This is a genomic window from Haloarcula sp. H-hyl2 (assembly GCF_056934385.1).
On sequence record NZ_JBRIIJ010000002.1, the window covers coordinates 1,169,192 to 1,189,524 of the forward strand.

The 20,333-nt window shown below is 66.3% G+C and carries 23 protein-coding genes; 10 read left to right on the forward strand and 13 right to left on the reverse strand.

Annotated elements, in window-relative coordinates:
* Positions 1 to 70: 70 nt before the first annotated feature.
* The 3 genes from Hhyl2_RS15815 to uvrA are packed head-to-tail and all read right to left on the reverse strand — an operon-like array spanning position 71 to position 5,822.
* Positions 71 to 1,960 carry a S9 family peptidase gene (locus Hhyl2_RS15815; RefSeq protein ID WP_483551729.1) on the reverse strand — a complete coding sequence of 630 codons (1,890 nt, stop codon included), beginning with the start codon at positions 1,958 to 1,960 and terminating at the stop codon, positions 71 to 73.
* 51 nt (positions 1,961 to 2,011) lie between these two features.
* On the reverse strand, positions 2,012 to 2,770 hold the full coding sequence (locus tag Hhyl2_RS15820) for a hypothetical protein (protein ID WP_483551730.1): 759 nt from the start codon (positions 2,768 to 2,770) through the stop codon (positions 2,012 to 2,014).
* 49 nt (positions 2,771 to 2,819) lie between these two features.
* Positions 2,820 to 5,822, reverse strand: coding sequence for an excinuclease ABC subunit UvrA (gene uvrA / locus Hhyl2_RS15825; protein ID WP_483551731.1), 3,003 nt, complete (start codon positions 5,820 to 5,822; stop codon positions 2,820 to 2,822).
* A 236-nt stretch (positions 5,823 to 6,058) separates the two neighbouring features.
* Between uvrA and Hhyl2_RS15830 the strand changes: the two genes are divergently transcribed.
* Together Hhyl2_RS15830 and Hhyl2_RS15835 are read left to right on the forward strand one after the other, a co-directional pair.
* Positions 6,059 to 6,640 (forward strand): LURP-one-related/scramblase family protein, encoded by a 582-nt coding sequence (locus tag Hhyl2_RS15830; RefSeq protein WP_483551732.1) that lies wholly within the window; start codon positions 6,059 to 6,061, stop codon positions 6,638 to 6,640.
* Between the two features lie 42 nt (positions 6,641 to 6,682).
* A complete protein-coding gene (locus tag Hhyl2_RS15835) occupies positions 6,683 to 8,062 on the forward strand; it encodes an LVIVD repeat-containing protein (RefSeq protein WP_483551733.1) in 1,380 nt (459 codons plus the stop codon).
* On the opposite strand, the gene Hhyl2_RS15840 is transcribed toward Hhyl2_RS15835, so the two are convergent.
* The 3 genes from Hhyl2_RS15840 to Hhyl2_RS15850 form a co-directional block, all read right to left on the reverse strand.
* Positions 8,054 to 9,445 (reverse strand): ribonuclease FAU-1 family protein, encoded by a 1,392-nt coding sequence (locus Hhyl2_RS15840; RefSeq protein ID WP_483551734.1) that lies wholly within the window; start codon positions 9,443 to 9,445, stop codon positions 8,054 to 8,056. The two genes, Hhyl2_RS15835 and Hhyl2_RS15840, sit on opposite strands and share 9 nt — an antisense overlap.
* Positions 9,442 to 9,816, reverse strand: coding sequence for a DUF7532 family protein (locus Hhyl2_RS15845; protein ID WP_483551735.1), 375 nt, complete (start codon positions 9,814 to 9,816; stop codon positions 9,442 to 9,444). Before Hhyl2_RS15845 ends, Hhyl2_RS15840 begins: the two co-directional genes overlap by 4 nt.
* Positions 9,817 to 10,220: 404 nt before the next feature.
* A complete protein-coding gene (locus tag Hhyl2_RS15850; protein ID WP_483551736.1) occupies positions 10,221 to 10,382 on the reverse strand; it encodes a preprotein translocase subunit Sec61beta in 162 nt (53 codons plus the stop codon).
* Positions 10,383 to 10,489: 107 nt separating this feature from the next.
* Here Hhyl2_RS15850 and Hhyl2_RS15855 point away from each other — a divergent pair, with 107 nt between their 5' ends.
* Positions 10,490 to 10,756 (forward strand): thioredoxin domain-containing protein, encoded by a 267-nt coding sequence (locus Hhyl2_RS15855; RefSeq protein WP_483551737.1) that lies wholly within the window; start codon positions 10,490 to 10,492, stop codon positions 10,754 to 10,756.
* 90 nt (positions 10,757 to 10,846) lie between these two features.
* On the opposite strand, the gene Hhyl2_RS15860 is transcribed toward Hhyl2_RS15855, so the two are convergent.
* Both Hhyl2_RS15860 and tnpA read right to left on the reverse strand, forming a co-directional pair.
* Positions 10,847 to 11,062, reverse strand: a complete 216-nt coding sequence (locus Hhyl2_RS15860) for a hypothetical protein (protein ID WP_483551738.1) — start codon at positions 11,060 to 11,062, stop codon at positions 10,847 to 10,849.
* Positions 11,063 to 11,198: 136 nt separating this feature from the next.
* On the reverse strand, positions 11,199 to 11,597 hold the full coding sequence (gene tnpA / locus Hhyl2_RS15865; RefSeq protein ID WP_483551739.1) for an IS200/IS605 family transposase: 399 nt from the start codon (positions 11,595 to 11,597) through the stop codon (positions 11,199 to 11,201).
* A 56-nt stretch (positions 11,598 to 11,653) separates the two neighbouring features.
* On the opposite strand from tnpA, the gene Hhyl2_RS15870 reads away from it, so the two are divergent.
* Both Hhyl2_RS15870 and Hhyl2_RS15875 read left to right on the forward strand, forming a co-directional pair.
* Positions 11,654 to 11,791, forward strand: a complete 138-nt coding sequence (locus Hhyl2_RS15870) for a plasmid partition protein ParG (protein WP_008525922.1) — start codon at positions 11,654 to 11,656, stop codon at positions 11,789 to 11,791.
* The gene (locus Hhyl2_RS15875) at positions 11,788 to 13,065 is read left to right on the forward strand and encodes an RNA-guided endonuclease InsQ/TnpB family protein (protein ID WP_483551740.1); all 1,278 of its coding nucleotides are present in this window, start codon (positions 11,788 to 11,790) and stop codon (positions 13,063 to 13,065) included. The genes Hhyl2_RS15870 and Hhyl2_RS15875 overlap by 4 nt, the downstream gene beginning before the upstream one ends.
* A gap of 36 nt (positions 13,066 to 13,101) precedes the next feature.
* Here Hhyl2_RS15875 and Hhyl2_RS15880 read toward each other — a convergent pair whose 3' ends face one another.
* Positions 13,102 to 13,623 carry an archaemetzincin family Zn-dependent metalloprotease gene (locus tag Hhyl2_RS15880; protein WP_483551741.1) on the reverse strand — a complete coding sequence of 174 codons (522 nt, stop codon included), beginning with the start codon at positions 13,621 to 13,623 and terminating at the stop codon, positions 13,102 to 13,104.
* Between the two features lie 39 nt (positions 13,624 to 13,662).
* On the opposite strand from Hhyl2_RS15880, the gene Hhyl2_RS15885 reads away from it, so the two are divergent.
* Genes Hhyl2_RS15885 through npdG form a run of 4 tightly spaced genes read left to right on the forward strand, consistent with a single transcriptional unit; the run spans position 13,663 to position 16,119 of the window.
* Positions 13,663 to 14,061 carry a UPF0146 family protein gene (locus Hhyl2_RS15885; protein ID WP_483551742.1) on the forward strand — a complete coding sequence of 133 codons (399 nt, stop codon included), beginning with the start codon at positions 13,663 to 13,665 and terminating at the stop codon, positions 14,059 to 14,061.
* Between the two features lie 35 nt (positions 14,062 to 14,096).
* Positions 14,097 to 14,960 (forward strand): TIGR01548 family HAD-type hydrolase, encoded by an 864-nt coding sequence (locus Hhyl2_RS15890; protein WP_483551743.1) that lies wholly within the window; start codon positions 14,097 to 14,099, stop codon positions 14,958 to 14,960.
* A 49-nt stretch (positions 14,961 to 15,009) separates the two neighbouring features.
* On the forward strand, positions 15,010 to 15,399 hold the full coding sequence (locus Hhyl2_RS15895) for a hypothetical protein (RefSeq protein WP_483551744.1): 390 nt from the start codon (positions 15,010 to 15,012) through the stop codon (positions 15,397 to 15,399).
* Positions 15,400 to 15,453: 54 nt separating this feature from the next.
* A complete protein-coding gene (gene npdG / locus Hhyl2_RS15900; RefSeq protein WP_483551745.1) occupies positions 15,454 to 16,119 on the forward strand; it encodes an NADPH-dependent F420 reductase in 666 nt (221 codons plus the stop codon).
* A gap of 222 nt (positions 16,120 to 16,341) precedes the next feature.
* Here npdG and Hhyl2_RS15905 read toward each other — a convergent pair whose 3' ends face one another.
* Both Hhyl2_RS15905 and Hhyl2_RS15910 read right to left on the reverse strand, forming a co-directional pair.
* Positions 16,342 to 18,171 (reverse strand): ribosome biogenesis/translation initiation ATPase RLI, encoded by a 1,830-nt coding sequence (locus Hhyl2_RS15905; protein ID WP_483551746.1) that lies wholly within the window; start codon positions 18,169 to 18,171, stop codon positions 16,342 to 16,344.
* Between the two features lie 2 nt (positions 18,172 to 18,173).
* The gene (locus Hhyl2_RS15910) at positions 18,174 to 18,470 is read right to left on the reverse strand and encodes an EMC6-like membrane protein (RefSeq protein ID WP_483551747.1); all 297 of its coding nucleotides are present in this window, start codon (positions 18,468 to 18,470) and stop codon (positions 18,174 to 18,176) included.
* A gap of 142 nt (positions 18,471 to 18,612) precedes the next feature.
* Between Hhyl2_RS15910 and Hhyl2_RS15915 the strand changes: the two genes are divergently transcribed.
* The gene (locus Hhyl2_RS15915) at positions 18,613 to 18,876 is read left to right on the forward strand and encodes an ArsR family transcriptional regulator (protein WP_483551748.1); all 264 of its coding nucleotides are present in this window, start codon (positions 18,613 to 18,615) and stop codon (positions 18,874 to 18,876) included.
* A 27-nt stretch (positions 18,877 to 18,903) separates the two neighbouring features.
* On the opposite strand, the gene Hhyl2_RS15920 is transcribed toward Hhyl2_RS15915, so the two are convergent.
* Positions 18,904 to 19,464, reverse strand: a complete 561-nt coding sequence (locus tag Hhyl2_RS15920) for a cysteine hydrolase family protein (RefSeq protein WP_483551749.1) — start codon at positions 19,462 to 19,464, stop codon at positions 18,904 to 18,906.
* A gap of 1 nt (position 19,465) precedes the next feature.
* Positions 19,466 to 20,290 (reverse strand): YqcI/YcgG family protein, encoded by an 825-nt coding sequence (locus Hhyl2_RS15925; protein ID WP_483551750.1) that lies wholly within the window; start codon positions 20,288 to 20,290, stop codon positions 19,466 to 19,468.
* Positions 20,291 to 20,333 lie beyond the last annotated feature (43 nt).

Below are 20,333 nucleotides of genomic sequence, written 5' to 3' on the forward strand. Positions count from 1 at the left end.
CTGTCGTCTCGAACCGGGATCGCCGACACACAGTCGGCCGATCACCGGTGTCCAGTGACAGGCCGCCGTCTCAGTCCTCGGCGACGGCGGCCGCGACGCCGAGTCGTCGGTCGAGGAAGTCCGCCAGCAGGCGGAACAGCCGGATCTTCTGGTCGATGTCCGAGGAGGCGTGGCCCTCCTTGCCGAGTTCCGTGTATTCGTAATCACCTTCTTCGTCTTCGGTATACCCGAAGTCGTCTAGCGCGTCCCGGAACAGGCGGGCTTGCGAGACGGGGACTCGGCGGTCGTTGACGCCGTGGAGCATGAACAGCGGCGCCGCGAGGTTCTCGACGTACTCGATGGGCGAGCGCTCGCGGTAGAGGTCGCCGTTCTCCTCGGGGGTCCCGATGTTCTTCTCCAGCAACTCGGTCCGGTAGTGGGGCATCGTCGTCTCGTACATCTCCTCGAGGTCGGTCAGGCCGATCCAGGCGACACCGGCGTCGTAGAGGTTCGGATACTGGACCAGCTGCCAGTACGCCGAGTAGCCGCCGTAGGAACCGCCGAAGACGGCCACGCGGTCCGCGTCGAGCCAGTCGTACTCCGAGAGGACGTACTCGGCACCGGTCGCGACGTCACCTTGCTCGGCACCGCCCCAGTCGTCGTACAGTTCGCGGACGAACGAGCGGCCCCGGCCGGTCGACCCCCGGTAGTTCACCTGGAGCACGGAGAAGCCCTGCTGGACCAGGAACTGCGTGTAGAGGTCGAACGCCTTGTCGTCCATCCCGCGGGGGCCACCGTGGGGGTTGACGATCAGCGGCGAGGGCCGCTCGCCCGAGTCGTACAGCAGGCCGCCGATCTCCAGGGTATCGTAGGGATCGTGCTCGACGGCCGCCTGTGGCGTCTCGGGGACGCCGTCGGACTCGAAGGTGAGATACTCGGCGTCGGCGAAGTCCGCCGGCGAGAACGGCCCGTACTCGGCGGCCACGAGCGTCTCGGTCTCGTCGGTCGAGAGGTCGTACGCCAGCAGGTCCGGGCGGTCGGTCGGCGTCGTGTGGGTCAGCAGGACGCGGTCGTCGGCGAGCACGGCGTCGCCGGCCAGGCCGAACCCGGCGACGCCCTCCGGGAGATCGAGTTCGCGGGACTCGCCGGCGTCGATATCGTAGACGACGGGCATCTTGGCGGCCTCGCGGGTCCGGACCGCGAGGAAGCGCTCGCCGTCGGGCATGACGAAGGCGGGCTCCTCCTCGCTGTCGCCGCCGAACCAGGTGACCTCGTCTGTGTCGAGGTCGTAGACACCGCTACGGGTCAGATCGGCGCTGTTGTCCGAGACGAGCAGGCGCTCGCCCTCGGGCCCCCAGTCGACGGGCGTCGCCTCCGCGCCGGTCGTCCCGATTTCGAGGTTCCGAGCGTCGCTCCCGTCGGTGTCGGCGACGTAGACGTCCAGATTGTCGAAGTCGTCGGACTCGTTTGTCGTGTAGGCCATCCGGTCCCCGTCGGGCGAGAGGAGGCCGCCGTGGACTGCCCGGTCGTAGTCGGTGAGCTTGGTCGTCTCGCCGCTCGCCAGATCGTGGCTGTAGAGGTTCATCTGCCCGTCGCGGGTCGATCCGACCAGGAGGGTCTCGCCGTCCTCCCCGACGTCCGCGAGGACGGTCTGGCCGGGGAGTTCGACGACGGGTTCGACCGTGCCGTCGCGGTCGATGGCGTAGATGTCGTTCTGTTCGTTGCCGTCGTCGTCCAGATGGAAGTAGACGCGGTCGCCGTCGGCGCTCCACTCGACGAACCAGCGGGCGTTCCGGGGGACCTCGCCGTCGCTCCACTGTGTATGCTCGCCGCTCTCGACGTCGAGGACGTGCAGTTCGTTGCGGCCGCTGGCGTCGTAGTAGAACGCCACCTCGCTGCCGTCCGGGGACGCCGTCGGGTGTGCAACTGTCGGGAGACTCGCCAGTTCCTCCAGTACGTCGTCGGCTTCAGGGTCGGGCATACCTTACTACCCAGTCACGACGCGAAAATATGCTTTCTGCCTGCGGCAGTCTCACGCCCACCGCAGGCCGACCATCACGAAGACGATAGCCAACTGGAGCAGTCCCTGGAGGCCGCCCAGGCGGGCGTTTCGCATCCCGATCTCGGAGATGAGATCCACGTCGGGGTTCTCGGAGACGACCTGGCGGTAGATCCGCACCTCGCCGGGCAGGATGACGCCGAAGCCCTGGATGGAGAGCAGCGTCACGATGGCCAGCGCGGCGACGATCCACCAGGAGGTCATCGCGAACTCGGGCAAGGCGGTCCAGAGGTACAGGCCCGACCCGACGACGGCGGCGGCGAGCGCGACGAGCGTCTTCGGGTCGGCCAGGGCGTCGAACTGGGAGCCGATCAGCAGGACGACCGGGATGGTCGTCGCCGCGGTCATCAGCGCCAGCCACGGGTCGGCGTTCGGGAACTTCCCGAGCCGCAGTGCCAGGATGATCCCCCCGGTGATCGTCACCGTCGCCAGTGCCGGCATCAGGAACGTCATCTTCGGCGTGAACGACTGGAAGAACGACGCGCGCTGTTCCGGTTCCTGCCCGCCCAGGACCGGCCCCAGCACCAGCCCCATGAACAGGTCGATCCCGGTCCAGAGGACGCCGGCCATCACGTGGACGTATGTCAGCGCTCGGATCCGACCGCTGGCGAGTGCCGCGGCGAACGCGAGCAGTGGAATCGCCACCGCCCCCGCGGCGAACGCTGGATTCGCCTGCTGGGCCAGCCCACCGATACCCCGTTTCCGCGTCGACTCGGCCGTCGACTGCGCCATACGGGCCGTGTCTGTCGACAGTCACAAAAAGCGTTGGGACGGCGTCGACTCAGTCGTCGTCGGCTTTCGCGGCGACCTCGTCTGTGTCTCGGTCGGCGCGTGGCCCCTCCAGGTCGACGCCGGGCAGCAGGTCACGGAGGTACTGGCCGGTGTGGGACTCCTCGGTCCGGGCGACCGCTTCGGGGGTCCCTTCGGCGACGAGTCGGCCGCCGTGTTCGCCGCCCTCCGGCCCGAGGTCGATAATGTGGTCGGCGTTCTTCACGAGGTCGAGTTCGTGCTCGATGACGACGACGGTGTTGCCGTCGTCGGTCAGGCGGTGGAGGACGTCGATGAGTTTCCGCTCGTCTGCGGGGTGGAGTCCCGTCGTCGGTTCGTCCAGCAGATACAGCGTCTCGCCCGAATCCTTCTTGCCCAGTTCCTCGGCGAGTTTGATTCGCTGGGCCTCCCCGCCCGAGAGCGTCGTCGAGGGCTGGCCCAGTTTCATGTAGCCCAGCCCGACGTCCTTCAGGAGTTCCAGGCGGCGCCGGATGCCGCTGTGGCTCTCGAAGAAGTCGTAGGCCTCGTCGACGGTCATCTCCAGCACGTCGGCGATGGTCGCGCCCTTGTACTCGACGTCCAACGTCTCGTCGTTGTAGCGGGCACCATCGCAGTCCTCACAGGGAACCTCGACGTCCGAGAGGAAGTTCATGTCGATGGTGACGGTGCCCTGGCCGCCACAGCCCTCACAGCGGCCGCCCTTGACGTTGAACGAGAACCGCCCCTTCTCGTAGCCGCGCTGTTTCGAGAGGCTGGTCTCGGCGAACAGTTCGCGGATGTGGTCGAAGACGTTGGTGTAGGTCGCGGGGTTCGACCGGGGCGTGCGGCCGATGGGGGACTGGTCGATCAAGCGGACCGTCTCGATCTGGTCGAGCCCCTCGATAGCGTCGTGTTCGCCGGGGTTGACGTCGGTGTCGTTCATCCGGCGCACGAGGCCCTTGTAGAGCACGTCGTGCATCAGGGTCGACTTGCCCGACCCGGAGACGCCGGTGATGGCGGTGAACGTCCCCAGCGGGAACTCGACGTCCAGATCGGCGAGGTTGTGCTGGCGTGCCCCTTCGACGGTGAGGTGGCCGTCGGGGTCGCGGCGCTCCTCTGGCACCGGGATCTGTCGCTCGCCGGCAAGGTAGTCGCCCGTGATCGACTCGTCGGCGGCTATCAACTCCTCCTGGGGGCCGTTGACGACGATCTCGCCGCCCTGTTTGCCCGGCCCCGGACCCATGTCGATGACGTTGTCGGCCCGGCGCATCGTCTCGGTGTCGTGTTCGACCACGAGCAGCGTGTTGCCCAGGTCGCGCAGTTCCTCCAGCGTGTTGAGCAGGCGGTCGTTGTCCCGCTGATGCAGGCCGATCGAGGGTTCGTCGAGGACGTACAGCACGCCCACGAGTCCGGATCCGATCTGTGTTGCCAGGCGGATTCGCTGGCTCTCGCCGCCGGAGAGGGTCGCCGCTTCGCGGTCGAGGGTCAGATACTCCAGCCCGACCTCCTGCATGAAGCCCAGACGGGCGCGGATCTCCTTGAGGATCTCCTCGGCGATCTTCGTGTCCCGCTCCGAGAGGTTCGCTTCCATCGCCTCGAAGTGGGCCAGCGCGTCGCCGATGGACATCTCGTTGACCTCGGTGATGGCGGTCCCGTCGACCAGCACCGCGCGGGACTCGGCCTTGAGACGAGTGCCCTCGCAGGCCGGGCAGGTCGTCGTCGCCATGAACTCCTCGATGTGCTCGCGGGCGCGGTCCGAATCCGTCTCGACGTGGCGGCGTTCGAGGTTCGGGATGACGCCCTCGAACCGCTCGGTCTTCTCGCGGGTCCCGTTTTTCGTCCGCCACTCGAAGTGGACGAGACTGTCGGTGCCGTAGAGGAACTGCCGCTGGATCGACTCGTCCAGTTCTTCGAACGGTGTCGAAAGCGAGACGCCGAAGTGCTCGGCGACGTTGTCCAGTTGCCGGGAGTAGTAGGTCCGGTCGTAGCTCCAGGGCTCGAAGACGTGTTTCAGCGGCTTCGAGGGGTCCGTGATCACGAGGTCCTCGCTGACCTCTTTCGTCTCGCCCAGCCCCTCACACTCCGGGCAGGCGCCGTGGGGCGAGTTGAACGAGAACGAGCGGGTCTCGATCTCGGAGATGTCGATCCCACAGTGGGTACAGGCCAGATCTTCGGAGAGTTCGACGACCAGGCGGTCCTCGGCTCGCGGGCCCTGCCCGCTCGCATCCGAGGCGCTCTGCGCCTCGCTATCCCCGAGTGCGCCGGTCGACCGCGCCGTCGACCCGCCCAGGGCCTCGCTGGCGCCTGCTGGCGGGTCCGGGACGACGACCTTCAGCGTCCCGTCGGCTTCTTCCAGCGCGGTCTCGACGGAGTCGGTGATGCGCGACCGGGCCTCGGGCGAGACCTTCACGCGGTCGACGACGACGTCGACGGTGTGGTCGTAGTTCTCGTCCAGGTCCGGTCTGTCCAGCGTCAGATCGAACTCCTCGCCGTCGACCTCGACGCGGGAGTACCCCTCGCCGACGAGGTCGTCGAACAGGTCCTCGAAGGCGCCCTTCTGGTCGCGGACGACCGGGGCACACAGTTTCAGACGGGTCCCCTCGGGAAGTTCGAGGATGCGCGAGACCATGTTCTGGGCGGACTGCTCGCCCACCTCGCGGCCACACTCCGGACAGTGCGGTGTCCCGACGCGGGCGTACAGCAGGCGGAGATAGTCGTGGAGTTCGGTGACTGTCCCGACCGTCGACCGGGGGTTGTTGGCGGCGTTCTTCTGGTCGATGGAGATGGCCGGCGAGAGCCCCTCGACGTTCTCGACCTGGGGTTTGTCCATCTGGCCCAGAAAGTTCCGGGCGTAGGCCGACAGCGACTCGATGTAGCGTCGCTGGCCCTCCGCGTAGACCGTCTCGAACGCGAGAGAGGACTTGCCCGATCCCGACAGCCCCGTGACGACGGTGAGTTCCTCGCGGGGAATCTCCACGTCGACGTCCTTGAGGTTGTGCTCCTCGGCACCGCGGACCTCGATGACGTCCTTGCTCATCTATGGGGTTCCCAAGGACGGTGGCCGTGAAACCCTGTCGGTTCTACTCGTCGCGGACGTCGTCCAGAAAGTTACCGATGCATGACATCAACTGGCCGTGACACGGACGGGGCCAGGTCCGAGTTCAGGGGTATCGAGCGGTGACAGCGTGGGCACACCACTGGTACTGCTAGCTATATATTTTTCATCTGTCAGTTCCATCACTGTTAAGTAACTGTGTGTGCAGGTTCCAGCATATGAGTACGACTAGCAAATACGACATCTCGGGGCTGGACCTGACCGACGACACCTACACGGTCGAACAGAGTCTCGTCCGGAACAAGTACAAGGCGATGGACAAGAACGGCACCGTCGTCCTCCGTGGGAAACAGAAGATGTTCAAGGCCAAGGAGTCGTTCCCGTTCGTCGACGCGAACGACAACGACGTCTTCGAGGTCAACGCCGGCAGCATGCTCGACGTGGCCGGCAACTACACGCTGACGGACTCCCAGACCGGCGAGGATCTGGTCATCCTCGACAACGACTTCTCGATCCTCCAGGACACCTGGCGGATCCGTGACGCTCAGACCGAGGAGGTTATCGCCCAGATCGACTCCCAGGGTGCTGCGATCACGCTCGCGCGTCACTTCCTGCCGTTCGGCCAGTGGATCCCCCACAAGTACGAGATCACCGACAGCGACGGCGGCCACGTCGGCAACATCGACGGCCAGTTCTCGATGAAGGACCGCTACGACATCACCATCGACGACGCCAGTTCCGTCCCGAAGGAGGTCATCATCGCCGCCGCCATGGTTATCGACGCCATCCAGGGCAACTGAGACCACCGCAACGCTTCTTGCCGTCTGTCCCCGAGCGTGGGTATGCACCGCCGGGCGTTCCTGCAGGCTCTCGGCCTCGCCAGTGTCGGTCTCACGACCCGGTCCGCCGCCGCCCACCCACTACCGGAGGGCGACGGCACGACACCGCCGGCCGAGACGCCGACCGGTGACGGGCCGCTCGGCTTTCTCGCGCTGTCGGGCGCGTTCGAGACTATCACGAGTCCCGACGGACACACAGCCTACGTGGCGACCGGCGAGGGAGTCGCCGTGGTCGATGTCGTCACCCCGACCCGGCCCCGGCTGCTGGCGACCCGAACCGAGTTGCTGGCGGACACGGAGGCCGGACCGATCCGGCGGATTCAGGACCTCGCGCTCGTCGGCACTCGACTCCTCGTCGTCGGGCCGGCCCACCCGGCCGACGGCGCCCACGGGCTGGTCGTCTTCGACGTGAGTGACCGTCAGGCACCCGTCCGCGTGGGGGCTGCACTGGTCGAGACGCCGATCCACAACTGCGACTTCGACGGGCGATACGCCTACCTGACCGCGAACGGCCGCGACGGGAACCCGTTGCTCGTCGTCGACACCGAGACCGGCCGAGAGGTGGCGGCGTGGCGACTCACCGACGCCGACGAGCGCTGGGGGGACGTGCCGACGGGCCTCCGCCCGCTCCACGACGTCTGGGTTCAGGCCGGCCGGGCGTACCTGGCCTACTGGGACGCCGGCACGTGGGTCCTCGACGTCGCCGACCCGACGACGCCGACACTCCTGTCGCGTATCCGGGGCCGGTCGCCGGCGACGCTGGCGGGCATCGAGGACGCCGACAGGGAGCGGTCGGAACCGCCCGGCAACGACCACTTCGTCACCGTCGACGAGAGTGCGTCGCTGCTCGGGGTCGGGGCCGAATCGTGGGACCTCGACGACGACGGCAGTGGCGGCCCCAGCGGTATCGCCCTCTACGATATCGCCGACCCGACAGAACCGAGACACGTCTCGACCATCGCGCCACCGCCGACGAGCGATCCGACGCCCGGTGGCGTGTTGACGACTGCACACAACTTCGAGCTGACTGGTAGCCGATGTTATTCGGCCTGGTACAACGGCGGCGTCCGGGTCCACGACGTCAGTGACCCGGCCGACCCCGTCGAGGTCGCCGGCTGGCGCGACAGCGACGATACTGCCTTCTGGACCGCACAGCGCGCCAGCGACTGCTACGTGGCCACGAGCACGAACGCGACCGGCGGCACCGAGGTCCAGCCGGGGTTGTACACTTTCCCGGACCCTCCGGCACGGACGGACACACCCACGGCGACGCCGACTGAAGCCGACCGGGCGGTCTCCGGGGCGTCGGGTGACGGTTTCGGCCCTCTCGCGGCGCTGTCGGCGCTGGGGCTGACTGCGTGGTACGCCCGCCGCTCACGATAGGGCGTTCTCGACGGCGGCGGCGACCCCACGGGCGCGTTCTGCCAGTTCTTCGGGGACCGTCCCGGCCGCGACGGCAGCGTCGAGTTCGTCGTCGTCGACACGTTCGACGGTCCCGTCGGCGTGGCGCACCACGTCGACGTGCAGGTCGACGTAGCGGGCCGAATCCGGGAAGATCTCGACGGGCGTACAGACGTTGACGTAGGTCCCCTTGGCGGTCCCGTCGCTGTCCCGGTAGGTCGTCGGGTACCACCAGCGCCCCTCCTTCAGCGTGGTCTCGGCGACGTCGCCGGCCTCCTTCGGGACCCCGAGCGCGTCGTACTCGCCGCCCGCGGACATCCCCCGTTCGATGGTCACCGAGCCGTCGAGGTCGACGGACTGGACCTCGCCACTACCCAGCGTGATGAGACGGCCGTCGGGCTTGCCGTGACCGATCGAGAGCGACCCGCCCTCGCGTGGGCCGAACTGCTCGGCCGTCACGGCGAAGGGGAACTCCCCGCCGGGGTCGCCACAGAGCGCCTCGACGTAGTCGACGGCGGCGCTGGCGGTACGATGACCTGCTTTCAGCCGGTGGTGGCCTTCCATCGTCGTCGTCACCGCCCGCCGCGCGTCGTCGAGTTCGAACCGGCTCTCGCGGCCGAACCAGACCCACGTGGTCGCCGCTCCCCCCCAGTAGGATTCTGGGGCGACCTCGTCCGGAGATTCAGCCTCTGCGAGTGCGTCGTCGATGGTTTCGGCGTGGTCGTTGGCTGCGGAGAGTGCGTCCGCCAGCGCGTCGAAGTCGGCGTCGTCGCTGGCCTGCTCCCAGGCGACGCCCCACCCATCGCGGGGGTCGGCGGCCACGAGGTCCAGCATCGACGGGCCGCCGACGCCGCCGGTGTCGGCACTCCCACCGCGGACGAGCGACAGCAGCGATCCGCGGACGGCGACGGTCGTCGACAGTACGGGTCGTCCGTTCGTCCAGGGCGCGCTGGCCTCGACGACCTGGACGCGCAGTCGGTCGCCGGTCTCGACGCGGTCGTCGGCGTTTGAGTACGGCAGGAACCCCTCGCCGTCACCGAGGTCCACGACCGCACCGCTGCCCAGCGTCTCGGTCACCGCGCCGGCGTAGACGGCCCCCTCGGGTGTCGGGTCCGTCCACCACAGCGTGTCCCGTCCCACGTCGGTGACGATATCGACGACGGTCGCGGCCGTCTCGCCGTCCCCGCTGATGCCGACGCCCTGGCGGTCGTCGGTCGTCGCGACGGTCACGGCGGCCCGCTCGGTCGCGAACTCGGTGTCGAACCGCTCCTGAATCGGTCCCGACGCCTGGACGACCTCGACGCCGGCCTCGCTCAAGAGATGGGTCAGCGCCGTCGTGTAGATGCCCCTGACCCTGACGGTCATAGCGCGTCCTCGTCGTGGGCGAACCGGACCCGGTCGTCGACGGTCGGCCCCAGCGTCAACTCGACGACCTCGTCGCGCAGGACACGGCCGCCCTCGACGGGGACGCCCCAGCGGTCGAACCGGAGGTACCCCCGGATGTCGTCCGCGTGCGTGAACAGGTCACAGTACTCGACGGTGTGTTCCTGGATATCGCTGGCGCTGTGTGCCCGATCCATGTCGGAGTAGACCGTCTCCGCGTCCGCGAAGAACGCTTCGAGGTCGGCGGCCGCGTCGACCGTCGCCTCGACGACGGCGTCCGAGGCCGCTTCGATGGTCGCCTGGTCGACGCCGGCCTCGCGGAGCGCGTGCTGTTCGCGCTGAGTGAAGTGCATACCCGCTGGTGGGCGGTAAGCGCGGAAAAACGTCGCGACTTTCTCACGAACCAACAGCGGTGGCCGTGAGCGCGTGGCGCGACGGCAGTCGCGCCCGCGCGAAGACGGGGACGGGCAGGGCTGCCTGAGTTTGACTGCGGTGAGCATCCGGCGAGCGAAGCGAGGTGGTTCACCGAAAGACTCGCTGTGCTCGTCTTTCGAGCCCTGCGGTCGCGGTGCTCCCGCAGGACCCCGGAATCGAGGCCGACGGCCGAGATTCCGGCCTTTTTCGCCCACGTTTTTCGAGTCGAGCGGGACCGAAGGTCCCGCTGACCGTGCGAACGGGCGCTAAGCGCCCGTGAGCAGAGAGCGGTTCGCGCGCCGCGAAGCGGCGACGCGAACCCGACGCAGAAAAAGGTGGTCGGTTATACGGCAGTCGCGTTCAGGATCAGCATCAGGACGCCAAACAGGACGCCGAAGGCGACGATGGTTCGCGGGTCGATACGGATGGTGTTCTGGTCTTCGGCGTCGAAGTACCGGACGAGGCCGGCACTGGACATGAGTCCGCCGCTGTCGCTACTGCTCATGCACCACAGTGTCTCGTGGCCCGGAGTAAGCCTTTCGGCTTCGGTCGTGTTCCACCGTCGCACATGGATAACCCTTATCTGGTCGCATAGGTTATGATGAGGAGACCATGACGGTTACACTCAAGGACTTCTACGCGGACTGGTGTGGCCCCTGCAAGACGCAGGACCCCATCCTTGACGAACTCAAAGAGGAGTGGACCGACGTCGAGTTCGAGAAGATCAACGTCGACGAGGAACAGGACGTCGCCAACGAATACCAGGTACGCTCGCTGCCGACGCTGATCATCGAGAACGACGACGGCATCGTCGAGCGCTTCGTCGGCGTCACGCAGGCCGACGACCTCGAAGACGCGCTGCAGAAAGCGGCCGCGTAGACTCTTTCAGACGTTTCTACGGACAATCGAGGAGTGAGCGGCCGGTCTGGTCGCTCGCACACCAATGGCAAAGGAGTAACTACTGGCTCGTCACGCTGCAGGGTCGCTCGTATCGCCAGTCTCCGAACCGGCGACGGCGTCGTCGAGGCCGTCGGCCACCTCGTCGGGATCGAACTCGTCGTCCGGTCGGAGTTCGCGGTCGGACGGGGCGTCGTCCTGGTGTTCGGTGACCGATTCGCCGCCGGTGACCGAGACGAAGATGTCACCGAGTTCCTCGGCTCGGTCGGGGGACTGACTCTTGCTCATCGCAGTCATAGCTACCACCTACGGGATATTATCGAGTCGTCCTAACTCGTTAGGTACGGTGCGGGCCAGCGATCTACAGGCGGAACAGGCCGAGTGCCTCGGGGCTTGACCCCGAGGGTGAAGGCCGTAAGCTCCGCTAAACGTGTTCCGTTCGCTCGATGTACTGTTCAATCGTGCCGGTCGAAACATCACCAGCCGTCCCCACGTAGTACGATTCTTCCCAAAAGCCGCCGCCCCACAGGTATTCTTGTAACAGCGGTTCGTGCCGTTGCCACATCTCTCGTGCTGTAATGCTTTTGACTGTCCGTATAATCTCGCTCGGTGCGTGTTTGGGATGTGCCGACAGGAACAGGTGTACGTGGTCGGGTGAGATGTGCAACGACAGTATCTCGTAGTTGTACTCGTCGCACACCTCTCGAAAACTCGATTCCAGCGATTCTTCTATCACACCCAGTATCGGGTGTCGGTACTTCGGACACCACACGAAATGGTAGTTGACGTTGTATACCGTGTGGTTTGACCGCTTCTCGCCCATAGTCACCTATCGTGGACAAGACTTAAGCATTTCAGTGAATAAGCAATACGTGTCGGATGACCAAACGACTCACCGTTGACTTCGAGGACGAGCTATACAAGGAGTTCTCGAAGCAATGCATCGACGCTGAGAAAACCAAATCCGAAGTCGTGCGTGGACTCGTCAAAGACTGGCTCAACGAATCCGAAGAATGACTGACGTACAGACTCTCGTGAAGACGCTGGATTTCCAACTGAACATCGAGAGCGACAACGAGAGTCTGTTGGAAGATGCCACGCTCGAATCCCGATGGGCGTACAACGAAACCATCCGTCTCGCCAAGCAGGGCGTGGACTGGGACGAAATCCCCGACCGCGTAGCCGACGACGCCGACCTCGTGAAAAATACGACACAGCGCGTCGTTGCCAAAGCACTCGGCGCGATGGAAAATTACCACGAGTACGACGACTTCAACCAGCCAAGCCACACCAAAGACGGCGCGTACCCGCTTCGAGCCAACTACGAGGAAGGCTACAACCTCACGCTCCGAGACGACGGCACTATCGGGTTCCGTATCAGCGCGAAACCCTACAAGCACGTCAAAGGCGTGCTGGAAGGTGACGACGCCCATCTCGACATTCTTCGGGCGGCACTCGCTGGCGACGAGTGGAACATCGGAACGGCGGAAGCACTGTTCCACGACGGAACGCCCGAATTGCACGTCAACGTCACGAATACCGAGCAGACTGTTCGAGACAAACAGGACTCTTGGACGGTCATCGGCGTGGACGTGAACGAAGACAACGTGGCACTGTCGGCACTGTCAGCAGATGGCGTTGAGGATACGCTGGTTATCGACTTCCCCGAAATCAAGTTCGAGCGCCACCGCTACTTTACGATGCGAAAGCGGGTGCAGAACGCCGAGAAACCGAGTATGCACGAGACGCTTGAAGGACGGGAAGAACGGTTCGTCCGTGACCGGCTCCACAAGGTGAGTCGGTACATCGTGGAGTGGTGCCAACAGTTCGAGACACCGTGCATCGTCTTTGAAGACCTCAAAGAGATGCGTGAGAGTATCGACTACGGCACTCGGATGAACCGACGCCTGCACCACCTGCCGTTCCGTGCGCTCCAATACTACACATCGTACAAGGCCGCTTTCGATGGGATTCCGACTGGATGGATTAATCCAGAGTACACCAGCCAGCGGTGTCCGATTTGTGGACACACGGAACGGGCGAACCGCAACAAAAAGCGGTTCAAGTGCCGGGACTGTGAGCATCAAGACCACAGCGACCGAGGTGCAAGTGTCAACGTCGCCATGAAAGGTATCGAGATGCATCAAGACTGGAATGTGCCTGCTCTCAACAGCCTTCCCCAAGTCAGGAAGGTGCGACGGCAGGCATCGGGGGCCGTGGACGCCCCGACCGTGGCCTTGGATACCGCGAGAGGGCATCATCCCGATGGTATCCGAGGCGTGTCCGACTAATCCACGGGAAGCCTCGGGGCTTGACCCCGAGGCGGTTCACAGGACGTTGCGCTGGCAGGAGCCACACAGCGAGGGTTCCTTGACGTCGACCTGCCGGACCGTCGGCGAGAAGTTCATCACGCAGCGTTTGTTGTCACAGTGCTCCAGGCCGAGGGTGTGGCCGATCTCGTGGACGACCTCCTTGCGGACGCGGGCCGAGAAGATCTCGCTGGCCGAGCGGTTCGAGAAGCCGCCGTCCGAGGAGGTCTGGAGGCGGTACGTCGAGATGACGCTCCCCGATCCACCCAGGTACGCCAGGCCGAAGACGTAGTTGCGGCGGCGGTAGAACAGATCCATCGGGGTGATTGCGATGTTCTTGTCGCCGGAGCCGACACGGCGGGCGAGATCGATGAACTCCTCGGCACGGTACTGGTCGCGATCGGCATCGAACGCACCGGCCGGGATGGACTGGGGCTCGTGCATGGAGACCTCGCATTCGTAGGTCGCCCGCAGCCCGTCGGAGGCCTCGCGCTTGACCTGCGCAGAGACCTCACCGACCGGTACGATGTCGACGTGCATGCCAACGCATATGCGCCGCCGTCCCATAAATATCCCGACGTGAGCAATCCCGACACGGCCTTCGCCGACCGTCTCGCTGCCGCCGCCGAGTCGGTGGTCGAGGTCGGCGTGGGGAACCGACCGACCGTCGCCGCGGCGCTGGCCGACCGAGGGGTGGTGGTGACGGCGACCGACATCGAGCGCCGGTCGGTCCCCGACGGAGTCGAGTTCGTCGTCGACGACGTCACCGATCCACGAAGAGCGGTCTACGAGGGAGCCGACGTCGTCTACGCCCGGAACCTCCCGCCGGAACTCCACCGGCCGATGCGGGCCGTCGCACGGGAAGTCGGCGCTGCGTGCTGGTTCACCACGCTCGGGGGCGACCCGCCGGCGGTCCCCGTCGACCGGGAACAGTTGCCGGCCGGTATCACGTTGTACCGGACGACCGAGCGGGGATAGCAACACGCTTGAGGCCGGGGTGTCTTCCGGCGGGTATGCAGGTCGATGCGGTCGTACTCGACGTCGACGGTGTGCTCGTGGACGTGGCGGACTCCTACCGGCGAGCCGTCGTCGAGTCCGTCGAGCGCGTGTACGGCGAGACGATCTCACGGGCGGACATCCAGCTGTTCAAGGACGCCGGCGGGTTCAACAACGACTGGGAGGTCACCGACGCCGCGGCGCTGTTCGTCCTCACGAGGCGGGAGGCCGACGTGGCCGACATCGCGGCCTTCACCGACGCCATCGCCGAGCGCGGCGGCGGGCTGGACGCCGCGAAAGCCGTCGTCGAGGAACTCCTCGATGCGTCTGCCGCCCAGCGGGTCCTCGACGCCTGGGATCCGAACCGTCTCCGGGACGTCTTCCAGACGCTGTACCTAGGTAGCGAGCTGTACCGGGACCTCGAAGCCGGCGAGCCGGTCTTCGACGCGCCCGGCTACATCCACGACGAACCCGTCATCGTCGAGCCCGAGACGCTGACAACGCTGGGCGAGCGCTACGACGTGGGCGTCGTCACCGGTCGCCCGGCCGCCGAGGCCGACATCGCGCTGGACCGGGCGGGGCTAGACCTCCCCGACGAGCACCGATTCACGATGGACGACTGGGAGCAGGGCAAACCTCACCCGGCCGCGCTCGTGACGCTGGCCGAACGGTTCGACGCCGAGCGGGTCGCGTTCGTCGGCGACACGCTCGACGACGTGACGACAGCGGTCAACGCCGACGAGGTCGACGACCGCGTCTACTACGGCGTGGGCGTCCTCACGGGCGGGCTCACCGGCGAGGACGGCCGCCGGAAGTTCGTCGGTGTCGGTGCCAGCGCCGTCGTCGAGTCGGTCAACGATCTCCCCGATCTTCTGGAATGACCGCTCTCAGAGCGCCACGCCTTTGCCCGGCGATGTCCCACCCTCTCCCATGCGCCGCCTGACGATACTGGGCTGGTCGGTACTGATCAGCATCTGGACGGCCATCGTCAGCGGCGCGGCCGTTTACGAGCCAGCGGTCCGGTACGTTCCGCTGTACGCCGTCGCCTTCCAGCTCGTCGCGCTGGGAGCGACCTACTGGACGATCCGGCAGAACGAAGCGGCCCTGGAGGACGCACACCGGCCGGGACGGATGCTGCTTTTCATCCTCGCGCTGTTCGTCGCGACCGTCCCGCTGGTGACCATCGCAAACGCATTCGTGGGACACACCTCCCTGCTCGCTATCGTCGCCCAGATACTCGGGTTCATCGCCGGGCTGGCGGCCGCGCTCTACGTCGCCTACGGCGGTGGCTTCGAGTACGTCTGGGAGCGCTACACCTAGGCAAGCACGGCCGGTCGCACAACGCTTATTCGGCGCTCGGCCTACGCTCCCGGTATGGAAATCGCGATTCTCGGCGGCACCGGCGACATCGGTGAGGGGCTCACCCTCCGCTGGGCACGGGACACGGACCACACGCTCACCGTCGGCTCTCGGGACGCCGAGAAGGCTGCCAGTAGCGCGGCCGAGTACGAGGCGACACTCGCCGACCACGGTCGTGAGGTCACTATCGAGGGACTGGCCAACCCCGAGGCGGCGGCCCGCGCGGACGTGGCGGTAGCTGCCGTCCCGGCCTACCACCTCACGGACACCGTCGAGTCGGTCGCCGACGACCTGGGTGACGCCATCCTGGTCGCGCCCGCCGTCGGCATGAAACGCGACGAGGACGGTTTCCACTACAACCGCCCCGGTGTCGGCAGCGTCACCGAACTTGCCGCCAACGCCGCGCCCGACGAGACCCCCGTCGTCGGCGCCTTCCACAACCTCGCGGCCGGCCGCCTCTCGGATCTGGACGCTGATCTGGATTGGGACACAATCGTCGTCGGCGACGACGGCGACGCCAAGGGGACCGTCCGTGACCTCGCGGAAGGCATCGACGGCCTGCGCGCGCTGGACGGCGGGCCACTGGCCAACGCCGCCGAAGTCGAGGGGCTGACGCCACTGCTCATCAACGTCGCGCGACACAACGACGGCCTGCACGATCTGGGCGTGAAGTTCTCCTAGACCACCTTTTTCTGCGTCGGGTCGCCAGAGGCGACCTCTCCTTGAAAAACGTGGGCGAAAAAGCGGGACCGTCGCTTCGCTCGGTCCCATGAAACCGCGCCGGAGGCGCGGTATGCTCGACTCGGTGCGTGAGGAAAAAGCCGGAATCGGCGCGTCGCGCCGCGTTCGGTGGTCTACAGGATACCGCGACCGCAGGATCCGTCGGATGTTCGCCGACGCCGCTCAGGGCGAGTAGTAGTACTCGCCGGCGTTCTTCTGCTGGCGGTCGAGCTGCGAACCGGGCTTGTTGATGCGGGGCCGGGAGGTCCGCTCGTCGCGGCGGAACGTGATGTCGAGGTTCGCCAGGAACTCGTTCATACCCTCGCGCATCCCCTGTGGCGGGGTCGCGTGACCCTGCTTCGCGGGCTCGCCCTCGAAGACCAGCAGGCGGTCGGCCAGCAGGTCGATCATGTAGATGTCGTGGTCGATGACCATCGCCGTCGCGTCGTGGTTCTCGGCGTAGCGCCGGATCGCCGAGGTCGCGAGCACCCGCTGTTCGACGTCCAGGTGGGCCGAGGGTTCGTCGAGCAGGTAGAGGTCGGCCTCCTTCGAGAGACAGGCCGCGATGGCGACCCGCTGGCGCTCGCCCCCGGAGAGGTCGGTGAGTTGCTGTTCCATCACCGACTCCAGTTGCAGGGGCTGGGCGATCTCGGTGTTCCAGTAGGAGGTCCCGAAGTCGTCGGTGATCGTCGAGAGGAACGCGTCGACCCGCATCGGCTGGTCGATCTCGATGTACTGTGGCTTGTAGGCGATGTCGAGATCCGCGTCGACGGAGCCCTCGGTCGGTTCGAGCCGACCGGCGAGCATCTTCGCGAACGTCGACTTCCCGATACCGTTGGGGCCGACGACACCCAGCACCTCGCTCTCGCGGATGGTGCCCGAGTCGACCGACAGCGAGAACTCGCCCTCGCCGTAGCTCTTCGTGAGGTTCGGATACTCGATGACGACGTCGCCGGTCGAGGCCGTCCGGGGCGCGTGTTCCTCGAACTCGATCTCGGTCTGGCGCACGCGCATGTTCTCGTTCTCCAGATACCCCGAGAGGTACTCGTTGATGCCCTTCTTCGTGGACTTGGGCGAGGTGATGACACCGAACGCGCCGGGGGTCCCGTAGGCGACGTTGATGTTGTCGGCGAGCAGGTCCAGGATCGCCAGGTCGTGCTCGACGACCAGCATCGAGCGGTCGCCGTCCTCGGCGAGTTCGCGGATGAGCCGCGCGGCGGTCATCCGCTGGCCGATGTCCAGATACGGCGTGATCTCGTCGAGGAAGTAGAAGTCCGCGTCCCGCGCGAGCGTCGCGACCAGGGCGACCCGCTGGAGTTCGCCGCCCGAGAGGTCGTCGATGTGGTTGTCGACGACCGGGCCGATGCCGGTCCGCTCGACGAGGTCGTCGAGCGCGCCCCGTTCGTCGGTCTGTGCGAGCAGTTCACGGGCCTTCCCGTCGAACTGGTCGGGGATGCGGTCGACGTACTGGGGTTTGCGGGCGACGGTGATGTCGCCGTCGCGCATCTGTTCGAGGTAGTCCTGCAGGGCGGTCCCGCGGTACTCCTCCAGGATCTCGTCCCAACTCGGCTCGGCCCCGTACTGGCCGAGATTGGGCGCCATCTCGTCGGCCAGGATGCGGACGGCGGTCGTCTTCCCGATGCCGTTCGGACCGAGGATGCCGGTCACCTGGCCCTCCGCGGGCGCGGGCAGGCCGTACAGGGCGAAGGCGTTCTCGCCGTAGCGGTGGACGGGTTCCTCGGTCAACTCCTGGGGGAGGTTGACGATCTCGATCGCGTCGAACGGACACTTGGTGACACAGATGCCACAGGACTCGCCCAGACAGATCTCTTCGGAGATGCTCACCTGGTCGGGTTTGCCCTCGAACGGTTCGTCCTCCTCGTACTTGTCCTCGCGTTTGACGATGCACTCTTTCCCGCTCCGGTTGGGCGGGCAGTAGTTCATGCACTCGTAGTTACAGCGGTCGGGCTGGCACCGCTCCAGGTCCACGACCGCGATGCTGTCGTCCGCCATGGTTACACCCCGGTCGTCAGCAGGATCCCCCAGGTGACGAACCAGAGGGCGAAGGTCATGAACGCGATGTAGAGGACGTCCTTCGTCGAGAGGTCGTCGGGTCCGATGCCGATAACCCGGAGAACCGGAAACTGTGCGAGGACGGCGACTGCGAGGACGGCGACCCCGATGATGTCGGTCGCGCTGCTCGCGACGGCGTTCGAGGCGAACGCGCCGGCGATACCGGCCACCGCCGTGATCGTCGTGACAGTGAGCCCTCGCATGTGAGAACTCATGCCGTCCGCCGTGTCCGTTGCCATACGCGCACTTGGACTACCCACGGTCAAAAGGGGCCCGGTTCCACTGCGAGAGGTCGCTCTCCCCCGTCGCTGGCCCCGCGAGGGCCCGTCTCTCGGACCAACTCCTCAATCTTTATGCATCCGGCGCCTCTCGGTGGAGATAATGACGGAATCCGACGGGGAGGACATCGCGGATCTCCCACCGAGCGCGAAGCTCGTGTACAAAGTCCTGGAGTACGACGGGCCGCTGACGCAGAAGGGCATCGTCGAGGAGTCCATGCTCTCGGCGCGGACGGTACGCTACGCACTCGAACGCCTCGACGAGGTCGGTGTCATCGAGGAGGACGTCTACTTCGCCGACGCGCGACAGAACCTCTACGAGATCACCGACCAGCCGGCCGAAGCCGACGCGGCAGTCTCGGACTGAGCGCCCGGCCGACCCCCTCTCGTTCTCCTACCCCGATTCTCCTGCTCCGTCCGCGACCAGCGACGCCGTCGTGGTCACGGTCGCGAACTCGCCGGCCAGCTGTGCGAGTGCCGTCCGGTGGACCGTCTCGGCCGGGAACTCCTCGTCGTCCAGCCTGCGGTCGAACGTGGCTGTCGCGTCCCGGACGACCTCGACCGCGAACCCGCGGTTCTCGGCCATCCTGACCGTCGTCGAGACGCAGTGGTCGGTCGTCAGACCACAGACGACGAGCCGTTCGGCACCGTGCTCGCGGAGCCAGTCGTCCAGATCGGTCCCGACGAAGGCACCGTTGACGTGCTTCGTGACGACGTGTTCGCTGTCGCGGGGGTCGAGTCCGGGTTCGAACGCGAACCCGTCGCGGTCGCGCCGCAGCGGCGAGTCGGCCTCCGTCGAGTCGTGGCGCACGTGAACCACTGGATGATCACGGGCGCGCCAGCTCTCCAGCAGTCGCCGGGCGTTGTCCTCCGCGCCGGGGTTGTTCCGGGTTCCCCAGCGGTCGTCGTCGAACCCCTGCTGGAAGTCCACGAGGACGAGAACGGGTGCGCTCATCTCAGTCGGCCGGCTCCGCCGTCACTTGCTCGCCGACGAGCCACTTCGATTTCGGATGCTCACGCGTGACGGTGATCGGGCACTCGTCGGGGGCCTGCTCGCGGTCCGAGGAGAGCATGTACTGGGGCCACTCGCGGTCGCCCTCGACACCCCAGTCGCCCAGATCGGCGTGCGGGCAGACGCTGTCGTACTCCGTCAGTCGGTCCTGGATGACCTCCCGAGCGTGCTGACCTGCGGCGGTGTCGGCGGTGACGTCCAGGGACTCGAACAGCGCCCGCGGCTGGAAGGTGATCTCCAGGCCGACCGGGCAGTAGCGGCTCTTGCGGGTGTCGTAGAACGGCGCCCGGCAGGTCGGGAACATCGGTTCGCCGTCGAAGCAGAACTCCCAGTAGGGGTCCTCGGGGTCGGTCGGAATCTCCTCGGGCCAGGGCGAGGGGTCGTGAACGTGCAGGAACTGGAGGACGTGCCAGAGCGCGTCGTGGTACTCGGCCTCGGTCAACGGTCGTTCGGGTGGCCTGAAGAACGTGACCAGCGACGCGCGGTCGCTGTGATCTCGGTAGCTCTCCAGATACGCCCGCAGCGTCTCGCCGAGGGCGAACAGCGCATCCCGGTCGGTCATCGACGGCACGGCAGTGTACAGTGGGTCGCCGTCTCTGACCGACTCCGCGCCGAAGAAACAGGGGAACGGTGACCCGTTGCGCTCCCCGACGAGTCCGTCACGGAACGTCCGCCAGTGGGCCCCGACCCAGTCGGGTGCCCGCCCGGCGGCGACGTGGTCCGCCAGCGTCTCCTGATCGAGCAGTCGCCCCACGACTGCAGCGGTCATACCGGACACGTAGGTCGGGACAGGCATCTACCCATCGGTCCGC

Bases quoted from the DNA above. Each gene is read 5' to 3' on its own strand.
- Hhyl2_RS15815 (WP_483551729.1), bottom strand. From the start codon at position 1,960: ATGCCCGACCCTGAAGCCGACGACGTACTGGAGGAACTGGCGAGTCTC.
- Hhyl2_RS15820 (WP_483551730.1), bottom strand. From the start codon at position 2,770: ATGGCGCAGTCGACGGCCGAGTCGACGCGGAAACGGGGTATCGGTGGG.
- uvrA (WP_483551731.1), bottom strand. From the start codon at position 5,822: ATGAGCAAGGACGTCATCGAGGTCCGCGGTGCCGAGGAGCACAACCTC.
- Hhyl2_RS15830 (WP_483551732.1), top strand. From the start codon at position 6,059: ATGAGTACGACTAGCAAATACGACATCTCGGGGCTGGACCTGACCGAC.
- Hhyl2_RS15835 (WP_483551733.1), top strand. From the start codon at position 6,683: ATGCACCGCCGGGCGTTCCTGCAGGCTCTCGGCCTCGCCAGTGTCGGT.
- Hhyl2_RS15840 (WP_483551734.1), bottom strand. From the start codon at position 9,445: ATGACCGTCAGGGTCAGGGGCATCTACACGACGGCGCTGACCCATCTC.
- Hhyl2_RS15845 (WP_483551735.1), bottom strand. From the start codon at position 9,816: ATGCACTTCACTCAGCGCGAACAGCACGCGCTCCGCGAGGCCGGCGTC.
- Hhyl2_RS15850 (WP_483551736.1), bottom strand. From the start codon at position 10,382: ATGAGCAGTAGCGACAGCGGCGGACTCATGTCCAGTGCCGGCCTCGTC.
- Hhyl2_RS15855 (WP_483551737.1), top strand. From the start codon at position 10,490: ATGACGGTTACACTCAAGGACTTCTACGCGGACTGGTGTGGCCCCTGC.
- Hhyl2_RS15860 (WP_483551738.1), bottom strand. From the start codon at position 11,062: ATGAGCAAGAGTCAGTCCCCCGACCGAGCCGAGGAACTCGGTGACATC.
- tnpA (WP_483551739.1), bottom strand. From the start codon at position 11,597: ATGGGCGAGAAGCGGTCAAACCACACGGTATACAACGTCAACTACCAT.
- Hhyl2_RS15870 (WP_008525922.1), top strand. From the start codon at position 11,654: ATGACCAAACGACTCACCGTTGACTTCGAGGACGAGCTATACAAGGAG.
- Hhyl2_RS15875 (WP_483551740.1), top strand. From the start codon at position 11,788: ATGACTGACGTACAGACTCTCGTGAAGACGCTGGATTTCCAACTGAAC.
- Hhyl2_RS15880 (WP_483551741.1), bottom strand. From the start codon at position 13,623: ATGCACGTCGACATCGTACCGGTCGGTGAGGTCTCTGCGCAGGTCAAG.
- Hhyl2_RS15890 (WP_483551743.1), top strand. From the start codon at position 14,097: ATGCAGGTCGATGCGGTCGTACTCGACGTCGACGGTGTGCTCGTGGAC.
- Hhyl2_RS15895 (WP_483551744.1), top strand. From the start codon at position 15,010: ATGCGCCGCCTGACGATACTGGGCTGGTCGGTACTGATCAGCATCTGG.
- npdG (WP_483551745.1), top strand. From the start codon at position 15,454: ATGGAAATCGCGATTCTCGGCGGCACCGGCGACATCGGTGAGGGGCTC.
- Hhyl2_RS15905 (WP_483551746.1), bottom strand. From the start codon at position 18,171: ATGGCGGACGACAGCATCGCGGTCGTGGACCTGGAGCGGTGCCAGCCC.
- Hhyl2_RS15910 (WP_483551747.1), bottom strand. From the start codon at position 18,470: ATGGCAACGGACACGGCGGACGGCATGAGTTCTCACATGCGAGGGCTC.
- Hhyl2_RS15915 (WP_483551748.1), top strand. From the start codon at position 18,613: ATGACGGAATCCGACGGGGAGGACATCGCGGATCTCCCACCGAGCGCG.
- Hhyl2_RS15920 (WP_483551749.1), bottom strand. From the start codon at position 19,464: ATGAGCGCACCCGTTCTCGTCCTCGTGGACTTCCAGCAGGGGTTCGAC.
- Hhyl2_RS15925 (WP_483551750.1), bottom strand. From the start codon at position 20,290: ATGACCGCTGCAGTCGTGGGGCGACTGCTCGATCAGGAGACGCTGGCG.